Genomic DNA, 18006 nt, shown 5'->3' with positions numbered 1-18006 from the left:
CCGCGGCGCCCCTGTGGGAGACTGGGACGGATGTCGTCCATGCTATTCAGCGCGGCGAGCGGTCGCCCGACGCTCTCCGACGTGTTGCCGAATTCGCTTGCCTCGCTGCGAGGTGAACGCGGGCCGCTGGGTCTCCCAACGGCTCGGTCTGCGGTGGTCATGCTCGTCGACGGGCTCGGTGCTGCGATGCTCCGTTCCCGAGCCGGGCACGCGCGGCGGCTGAGCGCCGGCTGGCGCAAGAAGGACACCGCCTTCTCGTTCCCCTCGACGACCGTCGCGGGGATCACCTCCCTCACGACGGCCACCCGCGCAGGCGAGCATGGGCTGCTCGGATACTCGCTCTACGACCGAGATGCCGGAGTCATCCGCAACCAGCTGTCCGGCTGGGGTGATGGCATGGACCCAGCCACCTGGCAGCTGCAGCGGACGGTCTTCGAGCAGCTGCGCGACGCGTCATCCGGAGTGCAGAGCATCGTGGTCGGCATGCCCCAGTACCGGGACTCCGGGCTGACGCACGCTTCGCTCCGGGGCGCCATGTACCTCGAGGGCGAGTCGATGCAGGAGCGGGTCGAGGTGACCCTCGCCGCCCTCGACGCGCACCCGCGCGCGCTCATCTACCTCTACAACGCCGAGCTCGATCAGGCTGGCCATGCGCACGGATGGGAATCCGACGCCTGGCTGGCGCGGCTCGAGGAACTCGATGCGGCCTTCGACTCACTGACTCGCGGGGTGGATGCGGGAATCGGCATCCTCGTGACGGCAGACCACGGCATGATCGACATCCCGCGACATCGGCAGATAGACATCGACGATGACGACCCGCTCTTCGACGGGGTCATCGCGATGGCGGGTGAGCCCAGGCTCCGTCACCTGTACCTGGCGCCGGACGCGCATGCTTCGGCGACGGAGGAGCTTCGCAGGCGGTGGCACGAATCGCAGAGCTCTCGCGCCACTGTCCTCACGCGTGCAGCGGCGATCTCCGAGGGCTGGTACGGGCCCGTCGTCGCCCCGGAGGCGGCAGCACGCATCGGCGATGTCATCGTCGCGGCCACCAAGGGTGTGACCTACTACCCCTCGTCCGTGCAGTCAGGGGCGAGACTCGTCGTCGGACAGCACGGATCGATCACGCCGGAGGAGACCATCGTCCCCCTCATCCGGGCCGGCGCCTACGCGCACTGACCCGCAGGGCAGGTCGATGGTCGGCGACTACTCGTCGCTGCGGGTGCCGAAGACGATCTCGTCCCAGCTCGGCATCGCCGCACGCCCTGAGCGCTTCGGCGAGTGCTTCGAGTGCGTCGGCTCGTCAGGGTCACGCGCAGGCTCGTCGAGCCCGTCGAGCGGCACATCGACGGCGCGCACGCCGCCAGCGCCGAGGTCGCTCGGCTCGATGGTCTCCGTCTCGAAACGATCCTCGTCGCGGGCGCGAGGAGCGAAGAGCTTCACGGGACTGCGCTCGGGAGAGGGCGATCCGCTCTCGTCGAGGGCGCCCTCGGGGCTCGACTCGTCCTCATCCGTGCCATCTTCGTCGTCGAACGACTGCGGGACTCGCTCACCCCGGCGTCGACGGAGTGCCTCCAGCAGATCGGCCGTCTCGTGGTGCTGCTGCTCAGTCGCACGCTCGAGTCGGGATGCCGCCGCGCCGATCCACGAGACCGGCTCCTTCGCGGAGGGCTCAGCGCTGGCGGCCGGTGCCGCCTCGCGCTGGGGAGCTTCGACGACGGCCCGCAACCGGGGGCTGCCGAGCGCAGGCGCCTCTCCTTGCTGCGAGAGCATCGTCGCCGTGGGGTTGAGCGGGGTCAGGGCCTGCGTCTTCGGCTCGAAGCCCCACAGGGCCTCTCGCGAGATCTCGTCGACAGCGAATGAGAGGCCGACGCGCCAGCCTTCCTCGTCGTCCTTCCAGGCATCCCAGACGACGGCGGTGGCACTCGACGCCTCGAGGCGGTCGTCGATGACCTCGCCGAAGCTCGTCCCGTCTTGTCCGAGCGGGTCTGCATCGGTCTTCAGGCGCACCGTCACGGCCCGGGCCTGCCGAACCAGATAGTCGCGCTCTGCGCGCACGGGACCCTCGAAGCGCACCACGTCCTCGCGAGCGGCCCCGGTGAGGTCGATCACCTCGTCGATCGTCTTCCCTGCGCGGATGAGCTGCTGGATCGCCCGCGGGGGCACCTTGGGCGCATCGACGCGCGTCGAGATGCGCGGCCGCAGGGCATCGCGGAGCGCTTCGTCGATCACGACTCGGAAGCGCTGGCCGTCATCTCCGGACACGACGAGGGCACCTTCATCCAGGTCGATGAATCTGAGCTCTTGCATGCTCGTACTCCTTGGCGTTGCCGATTCCTGGGGCACAGCATCACACGTCGGGACGGTGCAAGCGGGGAGCCCTGGGGCGCGCCGCCCAAGTCGGAAGGACATTTGATCTCGCTCCGCGCGAACACCGCTCGTCTGGGTTTGAGTTTCACCCCTGAGTCGTGCACAATTGCCGCGCCTGGGGGAGTTCCCCTCGTTTGAAGAGATTTGGATAGGTATGGCGACCGACTACGACGCACCTCGCAAGACCGACGATGACGCAGAGTCCATCGAGGCGCTGAAGGAGCGAGTGCCGGATCGTCTCTCCGGCAGCGTTGACGCCGAGGACGCGGACAACCCCGGCAGCTTCGACCTCTCGGCTGCAGACCTCGCAGACGTCGAGCTCGAGACCGTGGTGATCCCGCCGCAGGCCGACGAGTTCACCTGCGTCGAGTGCTTCCTCGTCAAGCACCGCTCTCAGCTCGAGAAGAGCTCGGCACTCGGACCCGTGTGCCACGACTGCGCGACCGCCTGACGGACTGATCGCCAGCACGACCCACGAACGAAGCCGCATCCGACCGGATGCGGCTTCGTTCTTTTGTCTGCCCCAAGCAGGCGGCGGGTTGTTCAGCCGGCCTGTCGTCGCGCGCCCGCCCGGGCTTCGGTGATCGCGGAGACGAGCTCCGAGGGCCTGCGCGTCGACACCAGCCAGTACGGAACCGGATCTGCCTCATCCGTGATCTCGATCGTGAGCGAGGTCGGAATCCATCCTCTGATGCACAGCCACGCGCGGAGGTCGAGCTCAGGACCGGCCGCCAGGCGGGCCTTCTCCCTGGTCGTATGGGGGATGCACTGGCCTGTGAAGCTCAGTGGGACGTGCGCCCCGGCGACGCGGACCTGGGTCGCCGTGACCTCGATGATGGGGGAGTACGCCAAGATCAGCGTCAAGAACGCCGCGTAGAGGGTGACCGCGATCGCGGCGCCGATCCAGACGTTGATGGGCGTGAAGACGAGGATGACGGCAGGCACCATGAGGAAGCCGACGGCGTAGACCCAGGCGGCGGGCCACAGGCGCTCGTGGAAAACTGGCATGGCGATATTGGATCACGCTTTGCCGGGCATCGCTGTCAGATCACGATCCGGTCACGCCTCAGCTAGGCTCGTACGGTGAGCTTTGTCATAGATGTGCCCGTCTCGGGCGTCCTCCCTGCGTTCGCCCAGCCAGGCGACGCCGGTGCCGACCTGACCGCCACGGGGGCGGTCACCCTGGCCCCTGGCCAGCGAGCTGTGGTCGGCACAGGCGTTCGACTCGCACTCCCAGAGGGGACCGTCGGCTTCGTGATGCCCCGGTCGGGCCTCGCGGCCAAGCACGGCATCACGCTCGTGAACGCCCCCGGCACCATCGACTCCGGGTATCGCGGTGAGATCAAGGTCATCCTGCTCAACACCGACGCGGCAGAGACATACGCCGTCGCTGCGGGTGACCGCATCGCCCAGCTCGTCGTGATGCAGCTCGCGCCGGTGAACTTCATCCAGACCGAGCAGCTCTCCGCGTCACAGCGCGGCGAGGGCGGTTTCGGCTCCACCGGCTACGCATCTGACCAGGAGGCTCACCATGGGACTGTTTGATTTCCTCAAGAAGGAAGAAGAGAAGCCTGAGAAGGCCGACAAGCTCACCGTCGACGACGAGCTGCTCGACGACGATGAGCTCGAGGTCGGGCTCGACGACGACGACGAGCACGACGAGGAGGCGAAGTCCGCCCCCATCGATCGGGAGACTCGGGGCCCGTTCGACATCAGCGAGGCCAGCCCGGCGAAGCGATACGTGGACCTCGGTGCACTGCGGATCCCCGCCCGCGAGGGGCTCGGTCTTCGTCTCGAGGTCGAGGAGAAGACGAAGCGGCTCGTCGCGGTCGCCCTCGACTACAAGGAATCGACGATGCAGATCCAGGCGTTCGCCGCCCCGCGATCGACGGGCCTGTGGCATTCGATCATGGCTCAGCTCGCCGAGCAGGTGCGAAAGCAGGGTGGCACTGCAGAAGAGGTCGAGGGCATCCTCGGGCCGGTGCTGGACACCAAGATCCCAGTCGTCGTCAAGGGAGCCGCGTCCTCCCAGACGCGCTCGGCGCGCTTCTTCGGGGTCGATGGACCTCGCTGGTTCCTCCGCGGCGTGCTCACGGGGAAGGCGCTCCGCGATGAGGCGACGCGAGTCGAGCTGGTCGAGCTCTTCCGGAGCGTCGTCGTGGTGCGTGGAGACGCTCCGCTGCCGCCGCGCGAGCTCCTGACGCTCGTCGTGCCGAAGGCCATGGCCGACCCAACGTCGAAGACCGCCACGGAGGACGCCGCATCGGGGGCGGCAGACAAGGCATGACCATCCCCGACGGTGAGAGGCAGGACGCTCCACAGCCGGCATCTGACGCGCCGAACATGCGCAAGCTCGAGGAGGCCGCGAAGTCATCCTCCCTCGGGCGGCTCACCGAAGGTGGAATCAGCGGCGCGTCGCTGCTCGCGGCCATGGGCGGTATCCGGGGACTCATCGAGACCCTGCTGCCCGGCATCGTGTTCCTGGTCCTGTTCACGCTCGGAACCGAGCTCTGGGTCGCCGTCATCGCGCCCGCGGCTCTCGGCCTGCTGTTCATCCTCATCCGTGCGCTGCAGAAGGAGCCGGTCGTGCCGGCGATCTCGGGCCTCGTGGCATTGCTGATCTCCGGTGTCCTCGCCATGACCACCGGCCGGGGGGAGAACTTCTACCTCGTCGGGTTCTACACCAACGCCGCGTACGGAGCAGCGCTGCTCGTCTCGGTTCTCGTCCGCTGGCCCGTCATCGGGCTCGTCACGGGGCTCATCACCGGTCAGGGATCCAGCTGGCGTCAGGACCGCTCGATGCTGCGGTGGATGTCCATCATCACGCTCGTCTGGGTCGGGTTCTTCGCGCTGCGCCTCGCCGTGCAGCTGCCGCTGTACTTCGCTGGCAACGTCGAGGCGCTCGGGTTGGCGAGGCTGCTCATGGGAACACCCATGTACGCGGTGGTCCTCGTCGTCACCGTGCTCTTCGTGCGCGCGCTGCTGAGCGCGTCACGGTCCCGAGCGCAGAGTGAAGCAGGTAAAGTATCTTGATGTCAAGATAAAAGCGTCTCGATCAACTCAGGATCACCTTCGAGGCAAGCCACGGCGAGACGCGAGATGATTGCTGGGCGCGGGCCGCGCACCCAGAGTTGCAAAGAAGGAGCCGAGACGTGACCGCAGTCAACAGCTTCGGGGCCAAGGACACGCTCAGTGTCGACGGCACCGAGTACGAGATCTTCCGCATCGACAAGGTTGAGGGCTTTGAGAAGCTCCCCTTCAGCCTCAAGGTTCTCCTCGAGAACCTCCTCCGCACCGAAGACGGTGCCAACGTGACCGCAGAGCAGATCCAGAAGCTCGGTTCGTGGGTGCCTTCGGCAGACCCCGACACCGAGATCCAGTTCTCGCCCGCCCGAGTCGTCCTCCAGGACTTCACCGGCGTTCCCTGCATCGTCGACCTCGCCACCATGCGCGAGGCCGTCACCCAGCTCGGCGGCGACCCCGAGAAGGTCAACCCGCTCGCTCCAGCCGAGCTCGTCATCGACCACTCGGTCATCGCCGACCTCTTCGGTCAGGCCGACGCGCTCGAGCGCAACGTCGAGATCGAGTACCAGCGCAACGGCGAGCGCTACCAGTTCCTCCGCTGGGGTCAGACGGCCTTCGAGGACTTCAAGGTCGTCCCCCCGGGAACCGGCATCGTCCACCAGGTCAACATCGAGTACCTGGCGCGCGTGACCTTCGTCCGCGAGGTCGGCGGCGTCCTGCAGGCCTACCCGGACACGCTTGTCGGCACCGACTCGCACACGACGATGGTCAACGGCCTCGGCGTGCTCGGCTGGGGCGTCGGCGGCATCGAGGCAGAGGCGGCCATGCTCGGCCAGCCCGTGTCGATGCTCATCCCCAAGGTCGTCGGCTTCAAGCTCAAGGGCCAGATCCCCATGGGCGTCACGGCGACCGACGTCGTCCTCACGATCACCGACCTGCTGCGCAAGCACGGCGTCGTCGGAAAGTTCGTCGAGTTCTACGGCGAGGGCGTCGGGGCGGTCCCGCTCGCAAACCGCGCCACCATCGGCAACATGAGCCCCGAGTTCGGCTCGACGGCCGCGATGTTCCCGATCGACGACGAGACCCTCAACTACCTGCGCCTCACGGGCCGCAGCGAGGAGCAGGTCAAGCTCGTCGAGGCGTACGCGAAGGAACAGCACCTCTGGCACGACCCGAGCAAGGAGCTCTCGTACTCCGAGTACCTCGAGCTCGACCTCTCGACGGTCGTACCATCGATCGCCGGACCGCGCCGCCCTCAGGACCGCATCGAGCTCTCGAAGGCCAAGGGCCAGTTCGGCGCCGACCTGACCGACTACACCGCCGAGGACTTCGGTCTCGTCGATGTCGCCGGTGAGGACAGCTTCCCGGCGTCCGACCCCGCGAAGCTCACGCCGTCCTCGCAGGACTCGGATGTCCGCGAGCGTCAGACGGCCCCCACGTTCTCGCACGAGCGCAAGCCCGTGCAGGTACAGGGTTCAGACGGCCAGAGCTACACGATCGACCACGGCTCCGTGGCCATCGCCGCCATCACGAGCTGCACGAACACCTCGAACCCCTCGGTCATGCTCGCAGCCGGTCTCCTCGCGAAGAAGGCGAGCGAGCGCGGACTCAAGGCGAAGCCGTGGGTCAAGACCACGCTCGCGCCCGGCTCCAAGGTCGTGACGAACTACTACGAGAAGGCCGGTCTGACCGACTCGCTCGAGGCGCTCGGCTTCTACACCGTCGGCTACGGCTGCACGACCTGCATCGGCAACTCGGGACCGCTGAACGAGGAGATCTCCGAAGCGATCAACGACAACGATCTCGCCGTCACCGCGGTCCTCTCCGGAAACCGCAACTTCGAGGGGCGCATCAACCCCGACGTGAAGATGAACTACCTGGCATCCCCGCCGCTCGTCATCGCCTACGCGCTCGCAGGCACCATGGACTTCGACTTCGAGACCCAGCCGCTCGGTACGGACTCGGATGGCAAGGACGTCTTCCTGAGCGAGATCTGGCCATCCGCTGACGAGGTGCAGTCGACGATCGACACGTCGATCGACACCGACATGTTCACGCGCGAGTACGGTGCCGTGTTCGACGGCGACGAGCGCTGGCGCTCGCTGCCGACGCCGACCGGCGCCACGTTCGAGTGGGACGACCAGTCGACGTACGTGCGTAAGCCCCCGTACTTCGACGGCATGGTCATGGAGCTCACGCCGGTCACCGACATCAAGGGCGCCCGCGTCCTCGCGAAGCTGGGCGACTCGGTCACGACCGACCACATCAGCCCCGCTGGCTCGATCAAGGCCGACAGCCCGGCTGGCCGCTACCTGTCCGAGCACGGCGTCGACCGCAAGGACTTCAACTCCTACGGCTCGCGTCGCGGCAACCACGAGATCATGATCCGCGGCACGTTCGCGAACATCCGCCTCAAGAACCAGCTCCTCGACGGTGTCGAGGGCGGATACACCCGCGACTTCACCCAGACAGACGGACCGCAGGCGTTCATCTACGACGCAGCCCAGAACTACGCGGAGGCCGGCACACCCCTGGTCGTCCTCGGCGGCAAGGAGTACGGCTCCGGCTCGTCACGTGACTGGGCCGCCAAGGGCACGAGCCTCCTCGGCGTCCGCGCCGTGATCGTGGAGAGCTTCGAGCGCATCCACCGCTCGAACCTCATCGGCATGGGCGTCGTCCCGCTGCAGTTCCCCGCCGGTGAGACCTGGGCAACGCTCGGTCTCGACGGCACGGAGTCGATCTCCATCCAGGGCATCGAGCAGCTCAACGAGGGCTTCACGCCCAAGACGGTGCACGTGATCGCCGAGCCCACGTCCGACTCGCCAGAGGGCAAGCAGACGATCGAGTTCGACGCTGTCGTCCGCATCGACACCCCCGGTGAGGCCGACTACTACCGCAACGGCGGAATCCTGCAGTACGTGCTCCGCCAGCTCGCCGCGGCGTAGCCAGCAGCAGCACAGCAAGACCGAAGGGCGGAGCCGAGAGGCTCCGCCCTTCGGCGTTCTCCTACACGCTCTCCGTTCTCTGTCTCTGAGAACAACCGTGGTCCGCGCCCATCTCCGCTCGCTAGCGTTGGGGCGATTTCCGATTACGAAGGAGTTCCCCATGACGAATGAGACCCCCATCCGCACAGTCCTCAGCCCCGGCCGATACGTGCAGGGCAAGGGCGCGCTGGCGCGCCTCGGCGAGTTCGTCGCGCAGATCGGCCAGTCGCCCCTGCTCCTCACCGACGACTTCGTCTGGGACCTGCTCGGCGAGCGCCTCACGACCTCCTTCAACGGTGGGGACGCAGAGGTGCCGCGCGAGCGGTTCAACGGTGTCGCCTCGTCCGGTGAGATCGACCGCATCGTCGAGGTGATCACGCAGAGCGGCAGCGACGTCATCGTCGCCGTTGGCGGCGGCAGCACGATCGACGCCGCGAAGGCAGCCGGCTTCCTGGCGGGAATCCGCTGGGTGAGCGTGCCGACCGTCGCCTCCACCGACGCGCCGACCTCCGCGCTCGCCGTGGTCTACACCGAGTCGGGCGAGTTCGAGGAGTACCGCTTCTTCCCTCGCAACCCCGACCTCGTGCTCATCGACTCGCAGCTCGTCGCGGACGCTCCCGCTCGATTCCTCGTCGCGGGCTTCGGCGACGCTCTCGCCACCTGGCTCGAGGCGCGTGCCACCAGCCGCTCGAACTCGAAGACGATGGCAGGCGGACTCCCGACGCAGACCGGCACTGCGCTGGCGAAGCTCAGCTGGGACGTGCTCTGGGAGAACGCTCCGACCGCGCTCGACGCGGTGGAGGACGGCGTCGTGACGCCGGCGCTCGACCGTGCCATCGAAGCGAACACCCTGCTCTCGGGACTCGGCTTCGAGTCGGGCGGCCTCGCCGCCGCGCACGCGATCCACAACGGCCTGACGGCAGCCCCGCAGACGCACGGCCTCCAGCACGGCGAGAAGGTCAACATCGGCTCCATCGCACAGCTCATCCTCGAGGGCGCACCCGAGGAGGAGATCCGCGACTTCATCGTCTTCACCACGAAGCTCGGGCTGCCGACGACCCTCACGGAGATCGGGCTCTCGACGGACGACAAGCACGAGCTCCGGCTCATCGCCGAGGCCGCGACGGTGCCGGGGGAGACCATCCACAACATGCCGTTCGTCGTGACCGCCGACGACGTGATCGCGGCCCTGACCTCGCTCGAGCGGCTCTCCCGGCGCATCCGTGCCGAGGCCGGCCTGCCGGAACCGGTCAAGTACCACGCCGCGCACTAGCCTCGCTCGACGAAGGCGCCTCCCCACCCGAGACGGGCAGGGAGGCGCCTTTGATGTTGGCGGCCCGGGTCAGCGGGTGGCAGCCCCGCGGATGGGCGGCGTGTGGAAGGTGCCGCCGAACGCCTTCTCAGAGGCGCCGATCCGGTCGAGGTATGGCGTGATGCCGCCAGCCTGGAAGGGGTACCCTGCGCCCAGGATGAGGCACAGATCGATGTCCTCAGGAGCGGCGACCACCTGCTCGTCGAGCATGCGCTTGATCTCGTCGGCGAGGCCGACCTCGACCCGCTCCGCGAACGACTCTGTGGTCATCGGGGTCTTGCCGCCCGCGACGATCTGCACGGCCTTCCTGTCGAAGCCCTTCTTCTTGCCCTTCCCGTCGCGGTCGTACAGCTTGCCGTAGTCGGCGAGCCTGTGCAGGTTCTCCGATTCGAAGAAGCGGTCAGGGAACGCGGCGTGGTGAGTGTCGAGGACGTGTGCTCCCACCTTCAGGCCAACGAGCTCGAGAAGCTCGAAGGGTGTCATGGGCAAGCCGATGCGGTCGAGCGCATGGTCGACCGTCTCGAAGGACGTCCCGGTGTCGACAGCGTTCATCGCCTCGCCGAGTACCTTCGCGAGGACTCGGTTCACGACGAAGCCTGGAGCGTCCCTCGTGATGACGGCGGTCTTCTTGAGGTTCTTAGCTGTTGCCATCGCCGTCGCGAGTGTCGCGTCGTCGGTGCTCTGCGTCTTCACCACCTCGATGAGGGGCATCTGTGCAACAGGGTTGAAGAAGTGGAAGCCGACCAGGCGCTCCGGGTGCTCGAGCTGCGCGCCGATCTGCGCGACCGACAGCGACGAGGTGTTCGTGGCGAGGACGGCCTCAGGTCCCACGATCTTCTCGAAGTCGGAGAAGACCTGCTGCTTCACGCCGAGTTCCTCGAAGACAGCCTCGATGACCCAGTCGCAGTCGGCGAACTCGCTCCTGTTCGTGGTTCCGTGCACGAGCCCGGTCAGGCGCCCGTATTCGTCTCCGTCGATCCGACCCTTCTCGTGCAGCTTCTCGAGTTCGCGACGCACCGCGGCGACGCCCGAGTCGACCCGTGCCTGGTCGAGGTCGGTGATGACGACGGGGACTTTGAGGCGGCGCACGAACAGCGTAGCGAACTGCGTCGCCATGAGCCCGGCGCCGATGACGCCGACCTTGTTGACCGGGCGCGCCAGGGCCTTGTCCGGCGCCCCCGCTGGACGCTTGGCGCGCTTCTGCACGAGGTTGAACGCGTAGATGGATGCCACGAACTGGTCGCCGGAGATGAGATCGGCGAGCGCTTCGTCCTCGGCCGCGAACCCCTTCTCCCGGTCGTCGCCCTTGGCGAGCTTGAGGAGGTCGAGAGCCCGGTATGGGGCAAGCGCGACCGTGCCGAGCTTCTCCTCCAGCGTCCGCCGCGCGACCCCGAGTGCGAGGTCCCACTTCGCGAGTCGCTCGAGACGTCCCGGCGCGTGGGGGCGCTTGACCTCGATATCCCCGGTGATGACCTTGTCGGCCCACGCGAGCGAGTCCTCGAGGAAGTTGAGGCTCGGGAAGATCGCGTCCGCGATGCCGAGCTCGGCGACCTGGGGCCCCTTGAGCATCCGGTTCTGCTTCAGCGGATTCTCGATGATGACCTTGAGCGCGTTCTCGATGCCGATGAGGTTCGGCAGGATGCTGGCGCCTCCCCAGCCCGGTACCAGGCCGAGGAAGGTCTCGGGGAGCGCGAAGGCCGGAACCGTGGCGTCGACCGTGCGGTAGTCGGAGTTCAGGCCGATCTCGACCCCGCCGCCGAGCGCGAGTCCGTTGTAGAACGTGAAGCTGGGCACGCCGAGCCTGCCGAGTGAGCCGAGCACCTCGTGGCCGAGCTGCGCGAGCTGCAGGGCAACCTCACGGCTGGGGATCGAGCCGACGTTGGAGAGGTCGGCACCCGCGGCGAAGTTGAAGCGCTTGCCGGTGATGGCGACCGCGTCGATGTCGTGCGACGACGCTCGCGCCCGGAGACGCGAGAGCACCTCCCCGAGCTCGGCGAGCGTCTCGGGCCCGAGCGTGTTCGGCCGCGTGTAGTCGTGGCCGTTGTCGAGCGTGATGAGCGCCAGCGTTCGGCCGCTCGGCAGGGTGACGTCGCGGACAAGCGAGTGCGTCACGACCTCGTCGGTGCTCATGGCGAGCAGGGGAGCGTAGCGTGCTCGGAGATCAGTTGCCATGGTGATCAGCGTCCCTTCTTGCCGAAGCCTCGGCGTGCGTGCGACTTGCCGTTCCAGTTGGGGTTCTCCCAGATGACGGTGCCGCCCTGTCCGAGGCCGACGCACATGGCGGTCAGGCCGAAGCGGACCTCCGGATGCTCTTCGAACTGCTTCGCGAGCTGGGTCATCAGGCGTACGCCGGATGAGGCGAGCGGGTGGCCGATCGCGATGGCGCCGCCGTACGGGTTCACCGATGGGTCGTCGTCGTCGATGCCGTAGTGGTCGAGGAAGGACAGCACCTGCACGGCGAATGCCTCGTTCAACTCGAAGAGACCGATGTCGTCGATGGTCATGCCGGCCCGGGCGAGGGCCTTCTCCGTCGAGGGCACGGGTCCGAGGCCCATGACCTCGGGCTGGACGCCGGCGAACGCGAACGTGACCATGCGCATCTTGGGCTTGAGAGAGAACTCCTTGGCGGCGGCGCTCGATGCGATGATCGCGGCGGTCGCGCCGTCGTTCAGGCCGCTGGCGTTCCCAGCGGTCACTCGACCGTGCGGGCGGAAGGGCGTCTTCAGAGTGGAGAGCGTCTCCATGTTCGTCTCGGGCCGCAGCGTCTCGTCTCGAGTCGCGAGTCCCCAGCCAGCCTCGGACTCGATCGCCACGGGGATGAGGTCGGGCTGCAGCTGGCCGTTGTCGTACGCGGCGGCGGCCTTCTGCTGGCTGCGCATGGCGTAGCGGTCGCTGCGCTCGCGCGTGAGCTGAGGGAAGCGGTCGTGCAGGCGCTCTGCGGTCTTGCCCATGTTGAGGGCGTCACCGCTCACGAGCTGCTCGGCGACGAACCTCGGGTTCGGGTCGGCCCCGATGCCGAGCGGGTGCCGGCCCATGTGCTCGACGCCGCCGGCGATCGTGACGTCGTAGGCGCCGAAGCCGACGCCGGAGCCCATGGTCGTGACCGCCGTCATGGCGCCGGCGCACATCCGGTCGATGGCGAGACCCGGAACCGTGTTCGGGAGACCGGCGAGGATGGCGGTCGAGCGACCGAGGGTCAGGCCCTGGTCACCCTGCTGCGTGGTCGCCGCGATGGCGACGTCGTCGTAGCGGTCGTGTGGGATCTGCGGGTTCCGGTCGAGGAGCCCCTTGATCGCCTTGACGGCGAGGTCATCCGCACGGGTCTTCCAGTACATGCCCTTCTCGCCGGCACGTCCGAAGGGGGTCCGAACGCCGTCGATGAACAACACTTCTCGATTGGCCACACTGCCTCCAAGCATCTATTGACTCGGTCATCCTATGGATGCCCGCCTGATGGGAGGCCAATGCCTCGTGCGAAGCTACGAAGCCTCTCCGTCCGGAGCGGAAGTCAATTGGTCAGCTCCTACAAAAGCGGCGGCGATTCCCTGTGCGACCTCGCTGGTCTGCCACGGTCGAGCGCCCAGCTCGCGCAGGTGCTCGGCAACCGCGTCTGCCGAGATCGGCTGGCGCGGGTTCCAGGCCGCGCGCCTGAGCAGCTCGGGTGTCAGCAGGTTCTCGACCGGCATGTGGAGCTGCTCGGCGTGGGCCACGAGGAACTCACGAGCGAGCTTGAGGCGGCGGTCTGCCTCAGGGGCCCGCTGCTCCCACTGGCGGTGGTGCGGCATGCGGTCCGGGTCGCGCGGCGCCTGCGGTGGCAGCTCGTCCGTCGTGAGCCCGCGCTCGACGGCGCCCCACCAGCGATCGAGTTGCGTTCGGGATGCCCGCCCCGTGAATTCCTTCAGTCGCGCCAGCTCGCCACGCGTCCGGGGCATCGCCGTCGCAACGGCGGCAAGTGCGCGATCCGGGAAGAGGCGCCCAGGCGCGGTGTCGGAGCTTCTCGCCATCTCATCGCGCGAGAGCCACAGCTCCCTCGCCACTGCAAGAGCCCGCGGACTGCGGAGCCGGCTGATGCCGCCGATCCGACGCCAGGCGTCTGGCTTCTTCACTCCCAGCTCACGCTCCAGGATATCGGCGAACTCTTCGCGAGCCGCTTCCAGCTTCCCGGCATCCACGAGCTCCTGGTGCAGCTGGTCACGGACGTCGATCAGCAGTTCCACGTCGAGCGCCGCGTAGGCGAGCCAGGTCTCCGGAAGCGGCCTCGTCGACCAATCTGCCGCGGAATGCGCCTTCTCGAGTGAGATGCCGAGGAGGCGCTCGATGACGGCGCCGAGCCCGACTCGCTCGTAGCCGAGCAGTCGCGCGGCGAGCTCCGTGTCGAAGATGAGCGTCGGGTCCAGCTCGAGTTCGCGCAGGCAGGGCAGGTCCTGGGTAGCCGCGTGGAAGATCCACTCCTCCTCGCCGATGATCTCCTGCAGGCGAGCAAGCGACCCCGTCGCGATCGGGTCGATCAGCAGCGTGCCGCTTCCGCGACGGAACAGCTGAACGAGGTAGGCACGCTCTGAATACCGATACCCGGACGCGCGCTCGGCGTCCACGGCGACCGGTCCTGTTCCAGCGACGAGCCTGTCGAGTCCCGCCCGCAGCTGGTCCTCTGTCTCGATCACGTCGAGTCCGCCTGCCTTCAGGCGGTCCGCGTCAAGCCCCATCTTTGGCCTTTCGAAGGTGCCGCAGGACCTGGACGCCGTCGTCTGCCTCGGCTTCGGGCGGCATGCCGGCGAGCAGGCACAGCAGCTCGCCCCACGCCTCGGCGTGAGCCGCGAGGTCGGTCTCGCGGGGTGTCCAGGATGCGCGCAGCTCGATCTGAGCGCCCTCTCCCTGGTCTTCGAGCTCACCGAAACCGCGACCGTTGATCGTCGTCGCGGTTCCGGAGGGATGCTCGAAGGCGGCGCCCCTGGATTCGAGGGCATCCATGAGCCAGGACCACGCGACAGGCGCGAGGAAGGGGTCGACGCCGATCTCGGGCTCCAGCGGCGCCTGTGCGAAGCAGACGACGCGGAACGCTCCGCGCCAGGCTTCCGGCTCGCTCTCGTCGTGGAGCAGGATGAACCTGCCGGTGCCGAGCTCTGAATCGCTGGCGTGGGCAGTTGGTCGCACGTCTCCGGAGAGAGCGAGCGATTCGGGGGCCAGGTTCGCTGGGGGACGGATCTCACTCACCGTGAGGGCAGAGCGGAACTCGGCCGCACGGACCGCCTCTACGGCGGCCTCGAACTCCGGGGCAGATCGATGCAACGGGACAACCACGCGACGAGACTAGGCCTGGCCTCCAGCAACGCAGATCAGGCGCGCCGTAAGCGGCGCGCCAGCCGTTCGGCGTGTTCACGGGCGGTGTGCGCCATCATCGTCATGATGTGTGCCGCAAAACGTGCCTCGGCTGAGTCGACCGCGACTGCTGCGAAGTTCGCGGCGGCGACGCTCGGCGCAGTCGTCGTCGGCCTCGCCGCGATCGCCGGCACCGCGGCCACCATGGTTGCGCGCGCCGTCGTCACGCCACCCCGGCGCCGCCGGGACCCGGTGCGCCTGCTCCGCGTGGACAAGCAGGCGGGCACGGTCACCCTCGCTCGCACCCCCGAGACGGCGGCGCCCGGCCACTACAGTCTCGTCTTCGCTGCGGAGACGGGCCGGGCCAACGTCGGGGCCGTCGTCGACGAGTCGGAGCGCACGGTGACCAGGCGCTTCTGGGGCGAGCAGGGCGCGCAGCTCGAGCGCGTCCGGTCCGTTCGTCTCGCGTCGGCACCGCAGCTCTGGGTGCGGGACCTCGATCTGCCGTGGCGCTGGGTCGACGTGCAGACCCCGCTCGGTGCGATGCCCGCCTGGCTGATCCCCGCGGCGCAGGCCAGCGATTCGTGGGCGATCCACGTGCACGGTCGGGGCGCCGTCATGACGGAGCCCCTGCGGGCTGTCCCGCTGTTTCGCGGTCGAGGCTGGAACTCGCTGGTGGTGAGCTACCGGAACGACGCGCTCGCGCCGCCATCGCCAGACGGGAAGTTCGGTCTCGGCGCGACGGAGTGGCGCGACGTCGAGTCCGCGATGGATTGGGCCGCCGAGCGCGGCGCGAAGCGGATCATCCTCGTCGGGTGGTCCATGGGTGGTGGAACCGTCGTGCAGGCGTCGCTCAATGCCCGCCACCGCGAGCTCGTCGCCGGCATCTTCCTGGAGTCGCCTGCGTTGAGCTGGCGCTCGATCCTCCGATACCAGGGCCGGGCCATGCGGCTTCCTCGGGCGGTGACGGCTCTCGGGGTCTGGCTTATCGGGAGTCCCTTCGCGCGCCCTCTGCTCGGCCTCGATGCGCCGATCCCGCTTGCCGAGCTCGAGATCCCGAGCCGGCTCGGGGAGCTACGCGTGCCCATCCTCTTGTTCCACTCCAGCGCTGACACCGTCGTGCCGGTCGAAGCGAGTCGAGAGGTGGCACGTCGCCGCCCCGACCTCGTCACCTACCGCGAATTCGAGCGTGCCTTGCACACGCGCCTCTGGAATGTCGACAGTGGTCGCTGGGAGCAGTCGCTCGACGAGTGGCTCGCGACGTTCTAGGACGCGAATCGGTCCCTAGGAGCGCTCCTCGACGGCGATGCGCTCGAGCAGCTGCCTCTTCGCGCGCGCCTGCAGCGCGACCATTCCGCTGCGGCGGAGGGGGGAGACGAGGTCGGCCAGGCCGAGGACACTCGGGAGGTCCTCAGGGAGTCCGAGGAGCGCGGCTGGCTCTTGACCGTCGACGCCCTGCACGAGAGCCGCCGCGAAGCCGCGCGTCATCGGCGCGCCAGGCGGGACAGAGATACGCAGCCGGATGCGTGCGTCCCCGCTCAGCGAGACGTCGAGGTACACCGGCGACTGGCATTCGATGACGCGCTCGAACGCCTCGACCTCGGAGGCGTCGACAGGTGGGAGCTCGGCACCGATCTCGGCGAGGAGCTCGAGGCGATCGCGGGGGGAGACCTCGAGGAGCTCCTCACGGAGCAGCTCGAGCGGTTCAGGCAGCGTGACGTCGTGCATGTGACCACGGTACCGGCCCTCGATACGGGACGACCGGCGGGAGCGGCTGACGGTAAGATCTGTTGTGCCCGCACCGGGCATCTGTCACTGGAAAGTACGAGGACTCCGTGGGCGAAGGCCGCTTGCTGCACCTGACCGAACTCTCGCCGACCGTCACAGCGGCTGAGATGGTGAAGGACCTCGTGCCTCCCCGGCAGTTCGACGGTGCTCAGTTCTCGACGTATCGACCGGATCCCGAGTACCCCTCGCAGGCTGCCGCCGTCGAGGCGGGCGAGCGGTTCGCCGGGGTCAAGGCGGCCGCGAACTCCGGAGGCAAGGGGCTCTTCGGGTTCCTCAAGAAGGCGCCGCCGGTCAAGCCGGGCATCTACCTCGACGGCGGGTTCGGTGTCGGCAAGACGCACCTCCTCGCCTCCATCTGGCACGCGCACCCCGGGCGCAAGTACTTCGGCACGTTCATCGAGTACACGGCGCTGGTCGGAGCCCTCGGCTACGCAGAAGCCGTCCGCTCGCTCAAGGGCACGAGCCTCATCGCCATCGACGAGTTCGAGCTCGACGACCCGGGCGACACGATGGTCATGTCCCGGCTCCTCGGGGAGCTCGTGGACTCCGGCACGAGCGTCGCCGCGACGAGCAACACCCCGCCGAATGCGCTGGGCGAGGGACGCTTCGCCGCGTCCGACTTCCTCCGCGAGATCACGAAGCTCGCCGGCGTCTTCGACACGCTGCGCATCGACGGCACCGACTACCGACGGCGCGACATGTCCGGCCACGCGGCCGTCACCCCGGCCGAACGACTGGACGTGCTCGTCGATGAAGCGGTCGCCGACGGCAGGAGCGTCGCCTACGACAGCTTCGATGACCTCGTCCAGCACCTTGCGACCGTCCACCCCTCGAAGTACGTGCGCCTCGTCGAGAAGGTCGACCTCCTTGCACTCCGTGACGTGCACGAGCTCACCGATCAGGCCGAGGCGCTGCGGTTCGTCGCCTTCATCGACCGCGTCTACGACGCACAGATCCCCATCGCCGCCTCCGGTCTCGCTCTCGACCAGATCTTCGGGGGCGGAATGCTCGACGGCGGCTACCGGAAGAAGTACCTGCGCTGCGTGTCGCGCCTCATCGCCTCGACTGCCCAGGAGCAGACCGCCTCCGTCTGAGATCCCGCCGAACCGACCCGGCTCCGTTCCCGACACAGACTCGTAACACGCCGGGCCGCTCCGAAACATGATCGAAACGGCACCGCCCCACCAGCGACACGAGCCCCCAGCAGAC

Annotated in this window: 16 protein-coding genes; 9 read left to right on the top strand and 7 right to left on the bottom strand. The window is 68.0% G+C overall.

The genetic code is table 11. The annotated features are described in order from the left end of the window. Window positions 1-30: 30 nt before the first annotated feature. Window positions 31-1179 (top strand): alkaline phosphatase family protein, encoded by a 1149-nt coding sequence (locus C5B97_RS10640; protein ID WP_104312023.1) that lies wholly within the window; start codon window positions 31-33, stop codon window positions 1177-1179. Window positions 1180-1206: 27 nt separating this feature from the next. On the opposite strand, the gene sepH is transcribed toward C5B97_RS10640, so the two are convergent. After that, the gene (gene sepH, locus C5B97_RS10635) at window positions 1207-2310 is read right to left on the bottom strand and encodes a septation protein SepH (protein ID WP_179556653.1); all 1104 of its coding nucleotides are present in this window, start codon (window positions 2308-2310) and stop codon (window positions 1207-1209) included. 214 nt (window positions 2311-2524) lie between these two features. On the opposite strand from sepH, the gene C5B97_RS10630 reads away from it, so the two are divergent. After that, window positions 2525-2821: a DUF4193 domain-containing protein gene (locus tag C5B97_RS10630; protein ID WP_104312021.1), complete on the top strand. Its 297-nt coding sequence runs from the start codon at window positions 2525-2527 to the stop codon at window positions 2819-2821. Between the two features lie 92 nt (window positions 2822-2913). Here the strand turns inward: C5B97_RS10630 and C5B97_RS10625 are convergent, their stop codons facing one another. After that, window positions 2914-3378 (bottom strand): DUF3093 domain-containing protein, encoded by a 465-nt coding sequence (locus C5B97_RS10625; RefSeq protein WP_104312020.1) that lies wholly within the window; start codon window positions 3376-3378, stop codon window positions 2914-2916. Between the two features lie 75 nt (window positions 3379-3453). On the opposite strand from C5B97_RS10625, the gene dut reads away from it, so the two are divergent. From dut to C5B97_RS10600, 5 genes are all read left to right on the top strand, one after another. Next, window positions 3454-3915: a dUTP diphosphatase gene (gene dut / locus C5B97_RS10620; RefSeq protein WP_181026974.1), complete on the top strand. Its 462-nt coding sequence runs from the start codon at window positions 3454-3456 to the stop codon at window positions 3913-3915. Further along, entirely contained in the window at window positions 3902-4657 is a 756-nt protein-coding gene (locus tag C5B97_RS10615; RefSeq protein WP_104312019.1) for a DUF3710 domain-containing protein, read from the top strand. Before dut ends, C5B97_RS10615 begins: the two co-directional genes overlap by 14 nt. After that, window positions 4654-5403 carry a DUF3159 domain-containing protein gene (locus C5B97_RS10610; RefSeq protein ID WP_249312029.1) on the top strand — a complete coding sequence of 250 codons (750 nt, stop codon included), beginning with the start codon at window positions 4654-4656 and terminating at the stop codon, window positions 5401-5403. Before C5B97_RS10615 ends, C5B97_RS10610 begins: the two co-directional genes overlap by 4 nt. Window positions 5404-5522: 119 nt before the next feature. Further along, window positions 5523-8339: an aconitate hydratase AcnA gene (acnA, locus tag C5B97_RS10605; protein WP_104312018.1), complete on the top strand. Its 2817-nt coding sequence runs from the start codon at window positions 5523-5525 to the stop codon at window positions 8337-8339. Window positions 8340-8499: 160 nt separating this feature from the next. Then, window positions 8500-9651 carry a glycerol dehydrogenase gene (locus tag C5B97_RS10600; RefSeq protein WP_104312017.1) on the top strand — a complete coding sequence of 384 codons (1152 nt, stop codon included), beginning with the start codon at window positions 8500-8502 and terminating at the stop codon, window positions 9649-9651. Window positions 9652-9720: 69 nt separating this feature from the next. Here C5B97_RS10600 and C5B97_RS10595 read toward each other — a convergent pair whose 3' ends face one another. The 4 genes from C5B97_RS10595 to C5B97_RS10580 form a co-directional block, all read right to left on the bottom strand. Further along, window positions 9721-11862, bottom strand: a complete 2142-nt coding sequence (locus C5B97_RS10595; protein WP_104312016.1) for a 3-hydroxyacyl-CoA dehydrogenase NAD-binding domain-containing protein — start codon at window positions 11860-11862, stop codon at window positions 9721-9723. A 5-nt stretch (window positions 11863-11867) separates the two neighbouring features. Beyond that, window positions 11868-13094 (bottom strand): acetyl-CoA C-acyltransferase, encoded by a 1227-nt coding sequence (locus tag C5B97_RS10590; RefSeq protein WP_258068137.1) that lies wholly within the window; start codon window positions 13092-13094, stop codon window positions 11868-11870. Between the two features lie 75 nt (window positions 13095-13169). Further along, window positions 13170-14396, bottom strand: a complete 1227-nt coding sequence (locus C5B97_RS10585; protein ID WP_104312014.1) for an HRDC domain-containing protein — start codon at window positions 14394-14396, stop codon at window positions 13170-13172. After that, complete coding sequence (locus C5B97_RS10580) at window positions 14386-14991, bottom strand: DUF3000 domain-containing protein (protein WP_104312013.1); 606 nt, start codon at window positions 14989-14991, stop codon at window positions 14386-14388. The genes C5B97_RS10585 and C5B97_RS10580 overlap by 11 nt, the downstream gene beginning before the upstream one ends. Before the next feature lie 102 nt (window positions 14992-15093). Here C5B97_RS10580 and C5B97_RS10575 point away from each other — a divergent pair, with 102 nt between their 5' ends. Beyond that, complete coding sequence (locus C5B97_RS10575) at window positions 15094-16278, top strand: alpha/beta hydrolase (RefSeq protein WP_146080788.1); 1185 nt, start codon at window positions 15094-15096, stop codon at window positions 16276-16278. Between the two features lie 15 nt (window positions 16279-16293). Here the strand turns inward: C5B97_RS10575 and C5B97_RS10570 are convergent, their stop codons facing one another. After that, window positions 16294-16737, bottom strand: coding sequence for a SufE family protein (locus C5B97_RS10570; protein WP_104312011.1), 444 nt, complete (start codon window positions 16735-16737; stop codon window positions 16294-16296). Between the two features lie 167 nt (window positions 16738-16904). Here C5B97_RS10570 and zapE point away from each other — a divergent pair, with 167 nt between their 5' ends. Continuing rightward, window positions 16905-17891 (top strand): cell division protein ZapE, encoded by a 987-nt coding sequence (gene zapE, locus C5B97_RS10565; RefSeq protein WP_104312584.1) that lies wholly within the window; start codon window positions 16905-16907, stop codon window positions 17889-17891. Window positions 17892-18006 lie beyond the last annotated feature (115 nt).

Source organism: Pseudoclavibacter sp. RFBB5 (genome assembly GCF_002931555.1).
Classification (GTDB): Bacteria; Actinomycetota; Actinomycetes; order Actinomycetales; family Microbacteriaceae; genus Pseudoclavibacter.
This window is presented reverse-complemented; position numbering and strand designations above follow the sequence as displayed.

Coding starts and splice junctions, on each gene's coding strand:
- C5B97_RS10640 (WP_104312023.1), top strand. CDS start 31: ATGTCGTCCATGCTATTCAGCGCGGCGAGCGGTCGCCCGACGCTCTCC.
- sepH (WP_179556653.1), bottom strand. CDS start 2,310: ATGCAAGAGCTCAGATTCATCGACCTGGATGAAGGTGCCCTCGTCGTG.
- C5B97_RS10630 (WP_104312021.1), top strand. CDS start 2,525: ATGGCGACCGACTACGACGCACCTCGCAAGACCGACGATGACGCAGAG.
- C5B97_RS10625 (WP_104312020.1), bottom strand. CDS start 3,378: ATGCCAGTTTTCCACGAGCGCCTGTGGCCCGCCGCCTGGGTCTACGCC.
- C5B97_RS10615 (WP_104312019.1), top strand. CDS start 3,902: ATGGGACTGTTTGATTTCCTCAAGAAGGAAGAAGAGAAGCCTGAGAAG.
- C5B97_RS10610 (WP_249312029.1), top strand. CDS start 4,654: ATGACCATCCCCGACGGTGAGAGGCAGGACGCTCCACAGCCGGCATCT.
- C5B97_RS10600 (WP_104312017.1), top strand. CDS start 8,500: ATGACGAATGAGACCCCCATCCGCACAGTCCTCAGCCCCGGCCGATAC.
- C5B97_RS10595 (WP_104312016.1), bottom strand. CDS start 11,862: ATGGCAACTGATCTCCGAGCACGCTACGCTCCCCTGCTCGCCATGAGC.
- C5B97_RS10585 (WP_104312014.1), bottom strand. CDS start 14,396: ATGGGGCTTGACGCGGACCGCCTGAAGGCAGGCGGACTCGACGTGATC.
- C5B97_RS10575 (WP_146080788.1), top strand. CDS start 15,094: ATGATGTGTGCCGCAAAACGTGCCTCGGCTGAGTCGACCGCGACTGCT.
- C5B97_RS10570 (WP_104312011.1), bottom strand. CDS start 16,737: ATGCACGACGTCACGCTGCCTGAACCGCTCGAGCTGCTCCGTGAGGAG.
- zapE (WP_104312584.1), top strand. CDS start 16,905: ATGGTGAAGGACCTCGTGCCTCCCCGGCAGTTCGACGGTGCTCAGTTC.